At 66.2% G+C, this 15,372-nt stretch carries 10 protein-coding genes and 1 other RNA gene; 4 read left to right on the forward strand and 7 right to left on the reverse strand.

Annotation, left to right across the window (positions count from 1 at the left end):
• Nucleotides 1-5 precede the first annotated feature (5 nt).
• Nucleotides 6-1,535 carry a transglycosylase SLT domain-containing protein gene (locus tag ACG0Z6_RS08950; RefSeq protein ID WP_394460533.1) on the forward strand — a complete coding sequence of 510 codons (1,530 nt, stop codon included), beginning with the start codon at nt 6-8 and terminating at the stop codon, nt 1,533-1,535.
• Nucleotides 1,536-1,579: 44 nt separating this feature from the next.
• On the opposite strand, the gene recR is transcribed toward ACG0Z6_RS08950, so the two are convergent.
• The 4 genes from recR to ACG0Z6_RS08970 form a co-directional block, all read right to left on the reverse strand.
• Nucleotides 1,580-2,167, reverse strand: coding sequence for a recombination mediator RecR (gene recR, locus ACG0Z6_RS08955; RefSeq protein ID WP_394460535.1), 588 nt, complete (start codon nt 2,165-2,167; stop codon nt 1,580-1,582).
• A gap of 46 nt (nt 2,168-2,213) precedes the next feature.
• Nucleotides 2,214-2,540, reverse strand: a complete 327-nt coding sequence (locus tag ACG0Z6_RS08960) for a YbaB/EbfC family nucleoid-associated protein (protein ID WP_394460537.1) — start codon at nt 2,538-2,540, stop codon at nt 2,214-2,216.
• Between the two features lie 75 nt (nt 2,541-2,615).
• Nucleotides 2,616-4,697, reverse strand: coding sequence for a DNA polymerase III subunit gamma/tau (gene dnaX / locus ACG0Z6_RS08965; protein WP_394460539.1), 2,082 nt, complete (start codon nt 4,695-4,697; stop codon nt 2,616-2,618).
• Nucleotides 4,698-4,708: 11 nt separating this feature from the next.
• The gene (locus ACG0Z6_RS08970; RefSeq protein WP_394460541.1) at nt 4,709-5,701 is read right to left on the reverse strand and encodes an isoaspartyl peptidase/L-asparaginase family protein; all 993 of its coding nucleotides are present in this window, start codon (nt 5,699-5,701) and stop codon (nt 4,709-4,711) included.
• 100 nt (nt 5,702-5,801) lie between these two features.
• On the opposite strand from ACG0Z6_RS08970, the gene ACG0Z6_RS08975 reads away from it, so the two are divergent.
• Nucleotides 5,802-6,926, forward strand: coding sequence for an AIR synthase-related protein (locus ACG0Z6_RS08975; RefSeq protein ID WP_394460543.1), 1,125 nt, complete (start codon nt 5,802-5,804; stop codon nt 6,924-6,926).
• Between the two features lie 76 nt (nt 6,927-7,002).
• Here ACG0Z6_RS08975 and ACG0Z6_RS08980 read toward each other — a convergent pair whose 3' ends face one another.
• Complete coding sequence (locus tag ACG0Z6_RS08980) at nt 7,003-7,428, reverse strand: hypothetical protein (protein WP_394460545.1); 426 nt, start codon at nt 7,426-7,428, stop codon at nt 7,003-7,005.
• Between the two features lie 299 nt (nt 7,429-7,727).
• Between ACG0Z6_RS08980 and ffs the strand changes: the two genes are divergently transcribed.
• Nucleotides 7,728-7,825, forward strand: an RNA gene (gene ffs, locus ACG0Z6_RS08985) — signal recognition particle sRNA small type.
• Between the two features lie 126 nt (nt 7,826-7,951).
• Here the strand turns inward: ffs and ACG0Z6_RS08990 are convergent.
• Both ACG0Z6_RS08990 and hrpA read right to left on the reverse strand, forming a co-directional pair.
• Nucleotides 7,952-9,784, reverse strand: coding sequence for an HDOD domain-containing protein (locus tag ACG0Z6_RS08990; protein ID WP_394461002.1), 1,833 nt, complete (start codon nt 9,782-9,784; stop codon nt 7,952-7,954).
• A gap of 182 nt (nt 9,785-9,966) precedes the next feature.
• On the reverse strand, nt 9,967-14,001 hold the full coding sequence (gene hrpA / locus ACG0Z6_RS08995) for an ATP-dependent RNA helicase HrpA (protein ID WP_394460547.1): 4,035 nt from the start codon (nt 13,999-14,001) through the stop codon (nt 9,967-9,969).
• On the opposite strand from hrpA, the gene argA reads away from it, so the two are divergent.
• Complete coding sequence (gene argA, locus ACG0Z6_RS09000) at nt 13,977-15,320, forward strand: amino-acid N-acetyltransferase (RefSeq protein ID WP_394460549.1); 1,344 nt, start codon at nt 13,977-13,979, stop codon at nt 15,318-15,320. The genes hrpA and argA overlap by 25 nt on opposite strands.
• Nucleotides 15,321-15,372: the final 52 nt, after the last annotated feature.

Raw genomic sequence — 15,372 nt, forward strand, 5'->3', positions numbered from 1 at the left:
CGCAGATGCCTGACAAAACCACAGCCGAGCACCACGACGGCCCCGCAACTACGGCCGAGAACTCCGCACCTGCAGCACCACAGCTCGCCGAGGCCCAGCGCCAAACCCCAACATTGGATGGCCTCAAACTCAGCACCCTGTTGGCTGACGAGCTGGACCCCGAGGCCCGCATCGACCTCAACAGCCCGGCGGCACAAAGCGACTTGTGGGAGCGCATCCGCGCGGGCATGAAGATGCCCGAGCACGACAACGACCTCGTGCGCAAGGCCGAGGCCTGGTATGCCGCGCGGCCCGACTACGTCGAGCGCATGACCGAACGCTCCAGCCGCTATCTCTTTCACATCGTCGAGGAAATCGAGCGCCGCGGCATGCCCATGGAGCTGGCGCTGCTGCCCTTCATCGAAAGCGCGTTTCGCACCGATGCCCAGTCCAGCGCCAAAGCCGTGGGCATGTGGCAGTTCATGCCCGCCACAGGGCGTGACTTCGACCTGGTGCAAAACATCTTCCGCGACGACCGCCGCGATGTGCTGGCCTCCACACGCGCTGCGCTGGACTACCTGCAGCGCCTGAACAAGATGTTCGATGGCGATTGGCAGCTCGCGCTGGCCGCCTACAACTGGGGCCAGGGCAATGTGGCACGCGCCGTGGCGCGCAATCAAAAGGCAGGCTTGCCCACCAATTACGACAGCCTGCGCATGCCCGATGAGACCCGCTACTACCTGCCCAAGCTGCAGGCGGTGAAGAACATCGTGCTCAACCCGCAAGCCTACAAACTGAGCTTGCCGCGCATTGAAAACCACCCCTATTTCCTGAGCGTCAACATCGACCGCGACATCGACGTGGCCCTGGCCGCACGCCTGGCGCAGATGGACGAAGACCAATTCAAGCTCTTCAACCCGCAGATGAACAAGCCGGTGATCCTGGCGGCGAGCTCGGGCCAAATCCTGCTGCCCTACAACAACGCCAGCGCCTTTGTTGAAAACCTGGCGCGCCACCGCGGCCCCACGGCCTCATGGACCGCATGGCAAGCCCCGCGCACGCTCAGCCCGGCTGACGCTGCCAAGCAAGTGGGCATGAGCGAACAGACGCTGCGCGACGTCAACCGCATCCCGCCGCGCATGCTCATCAAGCAAGGCTCCACCCTGCTGGTGGCGCGCCACGGCGCCAACGACCGCGATGTGTCCGAGCACATGGCCGACAACGCCAGCATGGCGCTGGCCCCCGTCACGCCGCCGCTGCGTCGCGTCACGGTCAAGGCACGCAGCGGCGACACGGTGGCACGCCTGGCTAAGCGCTACCGTCTGGATGACGACCAAGTCGCGCAGTGGAACAAGATGGGCAAACGCGCCAGCCTCAAATCCGGCCAGACCGTGGTGCTCTACCTGCCCGGCAAGACAGCACAGCGCACGCTGGCCAAGGCGGGCAAAGGCGGCAAGGCTGTGGCTTCAGCTCGCCAGGCCAAATCGAGCAAGAACGCGCCGCGCTCACGCAATGCACGCGTGGCCACGGCACCGAGCCGCACAGCCGTACGCTAAACAGGCTTGGCCCGGCGCGCTTGCCGCGCTGGGCCCTTCAGTATTCAGGTGGCGCGGCGGTCGACCAAAGCGTGGGCAATGGTGCCCAGGTCCACATACTCCAGCTCACTGCCCACGGGCACACCGCGCGCCAAGCGCGTGCTGCGCAGGCCGCGGTTTTTCAGCAGTTCCGCCAGCACATGGGCCGTGGCCTCGCCCTCGGCGGTGAAGCTGGTGGCCAGAATCACCTCATCCACCACACCGTCGCTCACGCGCTCGAGCAGCTCACGCACGCCGATGTCTTGCGGGCGCACGCCGTCCAGCGGGCTCAGGCGACCTTGCAGCACAAAGTAGTAGCCCGCATAGGAGCCGGTGCGCTCCATGGCGGCCTGGTCAGCGGGTGACTCCACCACGCACAGCAGCCGCGCATCACGCGCCGCGTTGCTGCAAATGGGGCACAGCGCGTGCTCGCTGAAGGTGTGGCAGCGCTGGCAATGGCCCACCACGGCGCTGGCGTGTTGCAGCGCCTGGGCCAGTTGCTGGGCCCCGGCGCGGTCGTGCTGCAGCAGGTGGTAGGCCATGCGCTGGGCCGATTTCTGGCCAATGCCAGGCAGGCGCCGCAGCGCCTCGATCAGCTGCTCCAGCGCACTCATGCCCACCCCCACGCGCCAAAGCGCTCTGAGCTGCAGCGCTGCGGCATCAGAAGGGGAACTTCATGCCGGGGGGCATGGGCATGCCCGCGGTGAGCTTGGACATCTTCTCTTGGCTGACTTCCTCGGCGCGGCGCACGGCGTCGTTGAAGGCCGCAGCCACCAAGTCTTCCAGCATGTCTTTGTCGTCTGCCAGCAGGCTGGGGTCGATGGTGACGCGCTTGACCGCGTGCTTGCACGTCATGACCACCTTGACCAGACCCGCGCCGCTTTGGCCTTCAACTTCAACCAGAGCAAGCTCGTCCTGCGCGCGCTTAAGGTTGTCCTGCATGGCCTGGGCCTGCTTCATCAGACCGGCGAGTTGACCTTTCAACATATTCAGCTCCATCCCGCCGTGTGTGGCGGGCAATATCAAAGGGGAAAGTAAGAGGGTTGGGGTGGTGGGCGCGGCTCAAACCGGCTTGATGGACCCAGGCACGATGCGCGCCGAGCGGTACTGGCTCAGCAGCAGTTGGACCTCGGGGTCTTCGAGAATGATGGCCTCAGCACGCTGCTGCCGTTCACGGTCGGCCATGGTATCGCGCAGCGCAGGCGAATCCTGCGCCACGCCCTGCTCGACCTCCAACTGCACGGGCCGCCCCAAATGTTGAGCCAGCGCGGCCTGCAGCTTGTCCTTGAGCCCGCTTTGGCGCAAAGACTCGCGCTCCACGCGCAGGCGGCATTGCAGCGGCTGCGCGCCTTCATCAAAGGCCACGCACTCGGCCTGCCAGGCCAGCTCCCGCGTCAAAGCGGCCAGTCCCAGCTGAGGCATCAGCTCGGCCCAGCGCTGCCCTAGCTCGGTGAGCTTGAGCGCCACGGCGGCCGCTGCCGTAGAAACATAAATACCGCCGTTGCCGCCATCGGTCTGCACAGACTCCGCCAGCTCCTCCACGCCCTGCACGGGGCCGGAGGGCGCTTCGTCCTCTGCGGGCGGCAGTTCGTCCAGCCAGGGTGGGGGGCCGTCGTCGCTCGGGGCTTCGTCGGCCTGCACAGCCGCCGCGCGGCTGTTCTCGGGCTGGCGCTCAGCCACCGGTGCAGGCTCGGGCGCGACAGCGGGAGCCTCGCTCAGGCGGGGCCGCAGCCGGTCAGAAAAGCGGCTGCCCGCAGCGGGCGCACGCGCGGCCGCGGCGGGCACGGTTGCTGCAGCCTGAGGCGCGGCAGCGGGCGGGGGAGGCTGCGTTGCCGCAGGCGTCACCACAGGTGCGGCCAGGGGCTGCGACTGCACAGCCGCTGCAGGCGCGAGCGCTGGGGCTGCCGCTTCTTGCACGGCCAGGGCCGATGCCGCAGCGACGCCGCCGCTGCCACCACTCTCACCTGAGGACATGCCCGGGTTGCCCGCCGAGGGCGCACCGCCACCGGCGCTACCACCGCCAGCAGGCGTTGGCGTCACTGGGCCTTGAGGGCGGAAGGCCAGCATGCGCAACAGCACCATGGTCAGGCCCGCGTATTCATCGGGCGCCAGCGCCAGTTCGGCGCGGCCGTGCAAGGCCATGGAATACATGAGCTGCACTTCGTCGGCCGGCAAGGCCTGGGCCAGAGGCAGCAGATCTGCCAGCTCAGCATCTTGCGCGTCCAGCGCGCCCGGCGCAGCCTGGGCGATGGCGATGTTTTGAAAAGCCACCGCCAAATCTTCCAAGGTACCCGAAGCCGACAGGCCCAGGTCCCGCAGCTGCTCAACACTGCCCACCACGGCCGGGCCATCGCCCTGCGCCAGCGCTTGCAGGATTCTCAGCACATGGCCACGGTCCACGCTGCCCAGCATCTGGCGCACGGTGGCTTCTTGCAGCTGCCCGCAGCCAAAAGCAATGGCTTGGTCGGTGAGCGACAGCGCGTCGCGCATGGAGCCGCGTGCCGCACGCGCCAGCAGGCGCAAAGCGCCCTGCTCTGCCGGGACGTTTTCCACCGACAGCACATGCGTGAGGTGTTTGAGCACGGTGCTGGGCGCCATGGGCCGCAGATTGAACTGCAGACAGCGCGAGAGCACGGTGACGGGCACTTTTTGCGGATCGGTGGTGGCCAGCACGAATTTGAGGTATTCGGGCGGCTCTTCCAGGGTCTTGAGCATGGCGTTGAACGCCGTGTTCGAGAGCATGTGCACTTCGTCGATCATGTAGACCTTGAAGCGCCCCACCACAGGCTTGTAAACCGCCTGGTCCAGCAGCTGGGAGATTTCCTCCACGCCGCGGTTGGAGGCAGCGTCCAGCTCCACGTAGTCGACAAAGCGGCCCGCGTCGATGTCGCGGCATGCCGGGCACACGCCACAGGGCTGGGCCGTGACGCCACCTTGCCCGTCGGCGCCGGTGCAATTGAGGCTTTTGGCGAGGATGCGCGAAACCGAGGTTTTGCCCACACCGCGCGTGCCTGTGAACAGGTAGGCGTGATGCAGACGCTGCTGCGTCAGGGCATTGGAGAGGGCCTGCACCACATGCTCCTGACCCATCAGCTCCTCAAAGGTTCGGGAGCGGTACTTGCGTGCGAGGACCTGATAACTCATGGGCTGGCATTCTAGGCGTCGGCGTAGATGCCAACTTCGGGCGTTTGTGCACCACGCACCCAGCCGCGATACATGCCCTCGGTATTGAAGGGCAGACACAGCTCGCCGCTGGCCGACACGGCAATCAAACCGCCGCGCCCATCCACGCTGGGCAGGTCTTCCATCACCACCTGCGCGCAAGCCTGGGCCAAGCTCTGCCCGGCATAGCGCAGGCGTGCTGAAACGTCATAGGCCACGCAGCGGCGCATAAAGGCCTCGCCCGTGCCGGTGCAGGACACGGCCACCGTGCCATCGGCATAGCAGCCCGCACCCAAGATGGGCGAATCCCCAACGCGGCCCACGCGTTTGAGCGTCACCCCGCCCGTGCTGGTGGCCGCGGCCAGCGCGCCCTGGGCGTCCAGCGCCACGGCGCCAACTGTGCCGAACTTGTTGCGCTCGTCCAGCGGTGCCACGCCGCCTGCCAGGGATTGGGCATCGTGGTCCAGCAGCACGCCTTGGGCGGCCGCACGCGCGGCCTCCCACTGAGCGCGGCGCTGTGCCGTACCAAACCAAGTGGGCTCCACCTGTTCCAGACCCTGGGCTGCGGCAAAGGCGTCAGCAGCCGGGCCAATCAGCATCACATGGCCGCTGTGCTCCATCACGGCGCGAGCCGCCAGCACCGGGTTGCGGCTGCGCTGCACGCCCGCCACGGCGCCTGCGCGCAGCGTGGGCCCGTCCATCACGCTGGCGTCCAGCTCATGCGTGCCCGCGTCGGTGAGCACGGCACCGCGCCCGGCGTTGAAGAGCTCGCACTCTTCCAGGCGCCGCACGGCCTCCACCACCACCTCCAGCGCGGGCGCCCCCGCCAGCAGCATGTGCTGACCGGCCTGCAAAATAGCATGCAGCGCCTCGCGGTATTGGCGCTCGGCCTGTTCACCGAGCTTGCTGCGCAAAATCGTGCCAGCGCCACCGTGAATGGCCAGCAGGGGCTGCGGGCGGGTGCGTGGAGCGGATGTGTCAGACATCGCAGAAGCCTTTGTTTTGCAAACCAGAGCCTTGATTATGGGCAGCCCCTGCAGCGAACAAGCCCGCACAGCACAGCCCCATGACCGATAATCGCCCCCTATGAGTTCTCAAGCCCCAACCCCCAGCGGCACGCTGAGCTACGAACAAGCCGGCGTCAACTACGACCTGATCGACCCGCTCAAGATCAGCGCCCAGCGCGCTGCCGCGGCCACCGCCGTGCACATGGCCACCCACGGCTTTAGCGAGGTGACGGCCTCGCGCGGCGAGTCGGCCTATGTGCTGGACGTGGGGCCCTTCTACCTGGCCTCCATCGTTGAGTGCCTGGGCACCAAAACCCTGGTGGCCGACGAGATGGCCCAGCTCACCCGCAAGAGCTACTACGACGGCATTGCGCAAGACACCATTGCCATGGCCATCAACGACCTCATCACCGTGGGCGCCACGCCCCTGGTGGTGCAAGCCTATTGGGCGGCGGGCGGCTCGCAGTGGTTTGAAGACCGCCAGCGCGCGCAAGCCCTGGTGGAAGGCTGGAAAAAAGCCTGCGACACCTGCCAAGTGGCTTGGGGCGGCGGCGAAACGCCGGCCCTGGCTGGCATTGTGGAGAGCGGCCGCATCGACCTGGCGGCCAACTGCACCGGGCTGATCAACCCCAAATCGCGCCTCTCCGTGGGCGACCGCCTGGGGCCGGGCGATGCCATCGTGCTGCTCGAATCCAGCGGCATTCACGCCAACGGCCTGTCGCTGGCGCGCAAGCTGGTCGAGCGTCTGCCCCAGGGCTACCTCACGGAAGTGGAGCCGGGCCTGAGCTACGGCGAAGCCCTGCTGGCGCCCACCATGCTGTATTCACCCGTGACCGAGGGGCTGTGGAAGGCGGGCATCACGCCGCACTACTGCGCCAACATCACCGGCCACGGCTGGCGCAAACTGCTGCGCCACCCCGGGCGCTTCACCTACCGCATCCACACCGTACCGCCGGTCACGCCGGTGCTGGCCTTCATCCAGCGCCATGCCCAGCAGGACGACCGCGAGGCCTACTCCACGCTGAACATGGGCGCAGGGTTTGCCATTTTTGTGCCCGCACAAGACGCGCAAAAGGTGGTCGAGGTGGCGCAGTCCTGTGGCATCCGCGCCTGGGTGGCTGGTCAAGTTGAAGAAGGCGACAAGCAGCTGCTGATCGAGCCGCTCAACATCCGCTTCGGCGACGACGACCTGCAGCTGCGCTGAGCGCATTCTTTTCATCGCCCCAGCAAAAAGCCGCCCTCGGGCGGCTTTTTGCATCGGTGCGGCACCGTCGTGAGTTTCAGCCGCGCTGCAAGCGCCAGCCCTTGGCCCACAGCTCAGCCACGGCTTGCTGCAACAGGGCTTTGCGCAGGCCCGCAGCGGGCTCACCAGCGGCACGGCGTAGCGGCAGGCTCAGCCATTGCGGCCCACAGCCCAGACGCGCTTGGCCATGGCGGTCAGCACGAATCAAAGCAAGGCGCCAGGCGCTACGCGCCGTGCGGGTGGCGCTGTCTTCGGCCAAGGCGCCAATCCAGTCGTCGGCTTCAAGCCCATACGCGCAGCGCAGCACAGCCTCATGGCTCAGGGCCTGCGCCGACTGCGCGAGCACCTCGCCCTCGGGGCTGATCAGTTGGTAGGGGGTGTGAGAACCGAGGCTGAGATCAGCGTCGTTCAACTGGCGTTGACGGCGCTGTAGCAGTGCGTCGAATCGAGCCAAAGCGGTCATGAAAAAACTCCGAGTGCCCACAACTTCACCGGCGTTTGCCGGTCCCGGGGCATCTCGGAGCCGCAACGCTTTAGCCGTATTTGCTAGACCGCCCGCAAGTAGTTGGTAAATCGGCGGTGCCAAGTCGTGGGCGCTTGCGCGCGGTTGACTTGGACTGGCTGCAATTCTAGCACCACGCCCAGTGGCAGAAGTCGTGGGCCATGCCAGCGCTCATGCAGCCACTGCGACTTTGCACACACTGCCTGCGTTTGCTTGGTACTTGGCTCGGACCCCTGCTGGGCTGGCATACAATGGCCGCTGACGGGCCTCCTCGCATGGAAGCGCGGCCAACCGGGTCAGGTGGGGAACCAAGCAGCCCTAACCGTTGTGACCAGTGCCGGGGGTAAGGCTCGTCAACCCCCACCCTCTTCATGCCTTGCGCACGTGCTCTGACGCACACCGCCTGCGCACTGCGCACATCTCTCCCCTCTGCATTTTCGACCTGGCTGCATTCGCAGCCAGCGCTTGGCCACGAGCCTATGACTCAGTGGCCGTCCAGAGACAAGGGCGCGGGTTGTGTGGGCGGGCCACCCAGATCACGCAGGCGTGAACGGCGCAGGGGCTGAGCCAGGGCGATGTTGGGCGGAGGCGCCACGGCCTCCTCCAGTGGCGCCCAGTTCGATTCAGGCTGGCTGACTTGCCGCGCAGAGGGTATGCCCTCCCGCACGGGTTCCTGGCAGGCCTGGTGAATGTCTTTGAGCGTCAAACCCAGCGCTCGGGCGTAACGCCGCGCCACTTGCTCGGCAGCAGCAAGGCGCCGGGCTTCGGGCAGGTGCTCCAAGCCAACCAGCTCATTGGCCAGACTGCAGGTGAGGCGCAGCAGCTCGGCATCGGTGTCGGCGTGCCGCACAGGCGCGTCTGGGGCTTGGCTGCGCATCATCTGCAGCACTTCTTCGTCCAGGCCCCAATAGCGCGCGACGGCTTGCGCCAGTGTTTCCAAGTCCACACCCAGCACGGCGTAAGCGGCGGACTGCTCGGTCAACCCCCGCAGCTGTGGTTGACCAGCGCTGGGCTCAGGACTGAGCATGAGTTGACGGATTTGCTGAGCGTCCTCGGCAAAGTGGTACTGCACCAGCAAGCGGCCAAGGTTTTGCAGGAGGTTGATGAGGTAGACGACTTCACCGTCATACCCGGCCGGGCGCAGACGCTGAGCCAAGTAGCCCGCACGCGCCACGCGCCGCATCAGCCCCTCCAGAAACGCGGCCTGAGTCTCACCCAGCACACCGGGCCAGCTGCGCAGATTGCGCGTGGCATCGCGCAAACCGTTCAAACCCAGCATGGCGATGGTGCGCTGCATGTTCAGCACCGAAGGCTCGTCCGCCCCCTGCGTCTGGCGCAGCCGGAAATTGACGCGCCGTATCAGCTCCAAGGTCAGCGCCATGTCTTGCAGAGCCAGCGATGAGAGCTCGGCCGTGTGCCGCGCATCCATGGCCCCCGACAGCAGCTCAGCGAGGTGCGTGCCCGGCTGCGCGGGCAAGTGGCCGTAGCGCTGCAGCTTGTCTTTGAGCAAACCAAAGGCGCCACCGTCGTCAGCCGACACGCTGCACAACCAGCCCTCGAGCGCCCGCAAAAATGTGCGCGCCGTGTGATAGCGCTGACGCGGCTGGCGGTCCACCGCGCGGTTGGCAATGGCACGCAACGGCTCGGGGATCGGGTAAGGCGTCTCCCAGCCCAGGCGAATGAGTTCGGAGCCCAAGGGCGCGAGGCGCCGCCGCACCTGCGTCAGGTCGGGGTCGTCCAGCAGAACGTGGCCGCACAACAGGCGGTGCAGCAGCAAACCCGCATTCACCACATCAGCCAGAGCAGATTCACGCTGCCGCTGCACCACCATGGCGGGGCTGGCGTCAGCGGCGGGCTGCTGGGGATCGAGCACCAACTCCAGGCCCATCAAACGCGCCTGCCCGGTGGCGTCGAGCACCACATAGGCGGGCTGAATGTCCAGGTGCGCCAAATTGGCCTCATGCGCAAAGGCCAGGCCTTCGAGCACTTGCGACAGCCACTGCGCGGACTCCAGCGGCGTGGGCGCGGGCCCGCGCTGCAGGCGTTCGGCCAAAGTCTCCCAACCCTTGCGCTCAAAGGCCACATAGGGCCAGGGGGGCACCACGCCAGACTCCATCACCGGATGCAAGCGTGGATGCTGCACACGCGCCACATGCGCCATGCGCTGCTGCCACTGGCGCAGATGCGCCTCGCCTTCAGGCTTGGCGCGCGGCATGCACAGCATCAGCTCCTGGCCGTAGCGGGGATCAAACGCCAGCCACAGCATGCTCTGCGCCCCTTTGTGCAGCAAAGCGCGCAGCTCAAAGCGGCCAAACATTTTGGCCACAGATGCGCTGGAAGCCGACGCTGTGGATGGTGCAGGCAAGGCGAATAGCCCCAAGGGAGTTGAGTGAGACAAACACCTTGATTGGACCCCAAGCCCCGCTGTTGCAAGGTGCAAACAGCCAGCGGAAAACACGCCAGATGAAAGGCTTTTTCGAGCCATGCAGCGAAAAAACCTCAGTGCTGCAGCTGCAGCCACACTTTTTCCAAGCGCTTGATGCTGACGGGCTGGGGCGTGCGCAGCTCCTGTGCAAACAGGCTCACGCGCAGCTCCTGCAGCTGCCAGCCAAACTCCTGCACCCGGGCGTCTGGCTGGCCTTTGAGCTCGGCCACGCGGCGCGCCCAGCGCTGCTCCAGCGGCTTGATCTCGGCCAGCAGCTTGGCGTCGCGCGCAGCGTCGGCGCGCCATTTGTCGAGCCGCATCACGATGGCCTTCAGGTAGCGCGGCAAGTGCTGCAGCTGCGCCCAAGGCGTTTGCTGCACAAAGCGCTTGCCCACCAGGGCCTGCAGCTGCGCGGCGATGTCATCGGCCACGTCCTTGGGGGCGCGGCTGTCTTTGAGCTTGCGCTGTGCGGCCTGATATTCCAGAAGCACGGTGGCGCTGCAGCGCGCCACTTCCTGGGCGATGAGATTCAGGCGCGCGCGCCCCTGTGTCACACAGGCCTCAAAAGCCTGGGCATGGGTGGGCAGCGGGTCGGCCAAAAAGGCGCGCTCCAGGGCCACGGCAATGATTTGATCCCGCAACTCCTCCGAAGTGCCCAGGCCCATATAGGCCACGGCCATCTTCTGCAGGTCCGGGATGTTTTTCTCCAAATACTTCAGCGGCTCTTTGATTTGCAAAGCCACCAAGCGGCACAGCCCCTGGCGGTGGCGCGCCACGGCCAGGTCGGGTTCGTCAAAGACTTCGATCTCGACATGCGTGGTCTTGTCGATCAGGGCCGGAAATCCAATCAGCACCTGACCGCCGCGCTGGATTTCCATGAGTTCGGGCAGCTCGCCAAAAGTCCAGGCCGTGAAGGCCTGCACTTGCGGCGCGGGCGGCGGAGCAGCCACCTGCGCGCGCAGGGCATGGCCGCCGCTGGGCGTGGTGATGCGCTGAGGAGGGGCCTCGGCGGGCGCTTGGGTCCGCACCTTGAGTGCGGCCAGCGCTTGAAATGCCGTGCGCGCCTGCCCGCCCAGCTCCGCCTTGAGCGTGGGCAAATGGCGCCCCTGCCCGAGCTGGCGACCGTGCTCGTCGACCACCCGCACATTCATGAACAGATGCGGCGGCACTTGCTCGAGCTTGAAGTCGGCTTTTTGCACAGCAATCTGGCTGCGCTCGCGCACGGCTTTGAGCAGCGCGTCCATCAGGCTGCCCTGGCCAAACTCATGCAGCTCGACAAACTCTTCGACAAACTCCGGCAGCGGCGTGAGCCGGGCGCGCGGCTTTTGGTAAAGGCTTTTGAGCAGGCCCAGCACTTTGGCCGAGAGCAGACCTGGCACCAGCCAGTCGCAGCGCTCTTCGCTGACTTGGTTGAGGGCGTAGATGGGCACGGTGACGGTCACGCCGTCGCGGGCATCGCCGGGCTCGTGCAGATAGTCCACCTTGCAGTCCACGCCGCCCAAGCGCAGGGTTTTGGGAAAGGCTTGCGAGGTCACGCCCGCGGCTTCGTGGCGCATCAACTCGTCGCGCGAGAGATGCAGCAGGCGCGGGTTGCCCTTGCTGGCCTCACGCCACCAGCGCTCCAGCGTGGCGCCCGAGCACACATCGGCGGGCAGGTGTTGGTCGTAATAGGCGTAGATCAGCTCGTCATCCACCAACACATCCTGGCGGCGCGACTTGTGCTCCAGCTCCTCCACCTTGGCCACTTGCTTGCGGTTGTGCGCCAAAAAGGGCAGGCGTGTCTCCCAGGCGTCGCCCACCAGGGCTTCGCGAATGAAGATCTCGCGCGCCGCCGCAGCATCAACACGCCCGAAGTTCACACGCCGGTTGTTGTAGATGACGATGCCGTAGAGCGTGGCGCGCTCCAGCGCAATGACTTCGGCCGCCTTCTTCTCCCAATGCGGCTCCAGCAGCTGGGTTTTGAGCAAATGCCCTGCCAGCGGCGCAATCCAGTTCACATCGATATTGGCAATGCCGCGTCCGAACAGGCGCGAGGTGTCCACCAGCTCCGACACCACCACCCAGCGGCCGGGCTTTTTGGAGAGGTGGGCCCCGGGATGACGCCAGAACTTGATGCCGCGCGCACCCAAGTACCAGTCGTCGTCATCGGCCTTGCAGCCGATATTGCCCAAAAACCCCGCCAGCATGGAGAGGTGAATTTGCTCGTAAGTGGCCACGCTGCCGTTGAGCCGCCAGCCCTGCTCGCTGGCCACGGTGTGCAGCTGGCTGTGGATGTCGCGCCACTCGCGCACGCGGCGCGGGTTCACAAAGCTCTCGCGCAGACGCTGCTCTTGCTGGCGGTTGGAGAGCTTGGGCTTGTCCACCTGGCTCGGTGCTTGCTGAGCGTGGCCGTGCACGCCGCGGCCCTCTTCAATCCACTGCCACAGCTTGACGTAGCCCATGAACTCGGAGCGTTCGTCGTCGAACTTTTTGTGCTTTTCGTCGGCGGCTTGCTGCTGCTCCAGCGGGCGGTCGCGCACGTCCTGCACCGACAGCGCGCTGGCGATGATCAGCACCTCATGCAGCGCGTCGCGGCTGCGGGCCTCGAGCATCATGCGACCCACGCGCGGGTCCACCGGCAGGCGGGCCAGCTGCTGGCCGGTGTCGGTGAGTTCGTTGCGCTCATCCACAGCGCCGAGCTCCGCCAGCAGCTGGTAGCCATCAGCAATGGCTTTGCGCGGCGGCGGCTCGATGAAGGGGAAGTCCTCCACGCGGCCCAGATGCAGCGCCTTCATGCGCAGAATCACCCCAGCCAGCGAAGAGCGCAGGATTTCCGGGTCGGTAAAGCGCGGCCGCCCGGCGTAGTCTTTTTCGTCGTAAAGCCGGATGCAAATGCCGTTGGCCACGCGCCCGCAACGGCCCGCGCGCTGGTTGGCGGCGGCCTGGCTCACGGGCTCGATCAAGAGCTGCTCGACCTTGTTGCGGTAGCTGTAGCGCTTGACGCGTGCCGTGCCGGCGTCGATGACGTAGCGAATGCCCGGCACCGTCAGTGAGGTCTCAGCCACATTCGTGGCCAGCACGATGCGCGGCGCAGCGCCGGTCTCAAACACCCGGTCTTGCTCTTGCTGCGAGAGCCGCGCAAACAGCGGCAACACCTGCACGCCAGGCGGGTGGTGCTTGCGCAGGGCCTCGGCGGCCTCGCGGATTTCGCGCTCGCCGGGCAGGAACACGAGGATGTCACCCCGCCCTTCGCGCCACAGCTCGTCGGCGGCGTCGCAAATGGCGTCGTTGAGGTCGTACTCGCGCGATTCCTCAAACGGCCGCCAGCGTTGCTCCACCGGGAAGGTGCGGCCGGACACCATCACCACCGGCGCCGGCCCCTTGGCCGAGGCGAAGTGCTGCGCAAAGCGCTCGGCGTCGATGGTGGCCGAGGTGATCACCACCTTCAGCTCGGGCCGCCGCGGCAGGATCTCGCGCAAATAGCCCAGCAGGAAATCGATGTTGAGGCTGCGCTCGTGGGCCTCGTCGATGATGAGCGTGTCGTAGGCCTTCAGCAGCGGGTCGCTCTGGGTCTCGGCCAGCAAGATGCCGTCGGTCATGAGCTTGACGCTGGCCCCGGGCTGCAGCCGGTCCTGAAAGCGCACCTTGTAGCCCACCACCTCACCCAGCGGGGTGTTGAGCTCCTCAGCAATGCGCTTGGCCACGCTGGAGGCCGCGATGCGCCGCGGCTGGGTGTGACCGATCAGCCCACCACCATTGGCGCGCCCGCGCCCCAGCGTGAGGGCAATCTTGGGCAGCTGGGTGGTCTTGCCCGAGCCGGTCTCACCGCAGACGATGAGCACCTGGTGCTCACGCATGAGGCGAGCAATTTCCTCGCGCCGCGCGCTGACTGGCAGCGCCGCCGGGAACTCAATCGGCGGCAACGGCTTGGGCTGCGGGCGCGGCGTGGGGGCACGGTGCCCTTCGGCACGGCGGCTGCGGGGGTGGGAGGACGGCTGGGTCGAAGCAGCACGCGCGGAGTCGGGAGGCAAGGTCTTGTCATTCACGGCGGCGGGATTATCAGCCCAGGCCTGTGGGTATAGAGGCTGCGGCACAATCGCGGCCCATGAGCATGGTCTTCCCGCACACATTCGTTCCGTGGTTTCGCGCCGTTGCGCCCTACATCCACGCCTACCGAGGTGAGACTTTTGTGATCGGCATGAGCGGTGAGCTCATCGCGGCAGGCCGGCTCAACGCCTTTGTGCAGGACCTGGCGCTGATGCACGCCATGGGCATACGCATCGTGCTCGTGCATGGGTTTCGCCCGCAGCTGGACGAGCAGTTGGCCGCCAAAGGCCACCAGGCGCGCTACAGCCACGGCAGGCGCATCACCGATGCCATCACGCTGGACTGCGCTCAGGAAGCGGCGGGCCAGCTGCGCTTTGAGATTGAGGCTGCCTTTTCGCAAGGCCTGCCCAACACCCCCATGGCCAATGCCACGCTGCGCGTGGTCTCGGGCAATTTCCTGACCGCGCGCCCGGTGGGCATCGTCGACGGCATCGACTTTTTGCACACCGGCGTGGTGCGCCGCGTGGATGCGGTCACCATTCAAAAGGCGCTGGACATCGGCGCGCTGGTGCTGATGTCGCCCTTTGGTTTTTCGCCCACGGGCGAGGCCTTCAATCTGCACATGGAAGACGTGGCCACGGCAGTGGCGGTGGCGCTCAAAGCCGACAAGCTGCTCTTCATGACCGATGTGCCGGGCGTGCGCGAGCAGCCCGACGACCCCAACAGCCCCATCGACACCGAGCTGGCCCTGGTGGACGCCCGCCGCATGCTAGCGGCACGCAAGGAGCCTGCCACCGACCCTGCTGACGTGGACTACTACCTGCAGTACTGCGTGCGCGCTTGTGAAGCGGGTGTGGAGCGCTCTCACATCCTGCCCTTCACCGTGGACGGTGCGCTGCTCCAAGAGGTCTACACCCACGACGGCATTGGCACCATGGTGGTGGACGAAAAACTCGAAAGCCTGCGTGAAGCCACGCCTGACGACATCGGCAGCCTGATCGCCCTGATCGAACCCTTCGAGCGCGACGGCACGCTGGTCAAGCGCGACCGCACCGAGATCGAGCGCGACATCGAAACCTATAGCGTGATCGAGCACGACGGCGTCATCTTCGGCTGCGCCGCGCTGCACCCTTATCTGGATGCACGCACCGGCGAAATGGCCGCCCTCACCGTCTCACCGGCCGTGCAAGGTCAGGGCGATGGCGAGCGCATTCTCAAACGCATTGAGCAGCGCGCCCGCGCCATGGGCTTGTCCAGCATCTTTGTGCTGACCACGCGCACCATGCACTGGTTTGTCAAACGCGGCTTCCAGCAAGTCGACCCCAGCTGGCTGCCCGAAGAACGCAAGCGCCACTACAACTGGGACCGCCGCTCGCAAGTCCTTGTCAAAAAAATCAACTGATCACCCGGCGTGCGCCCCGATGGCGCCCGCCCCTCCCCTCACGAAAGAAAGG

The sequence above is a fragment of the Roseateles rivi genome (assembly GCF_043555845.1).
Classification (GTDB): Bacteria; Pseudomonadota; Gammaproteobacteria; order Burkholderiales; family Burkholderiaceae_C; genus Roseateles; species Roseateles rivi.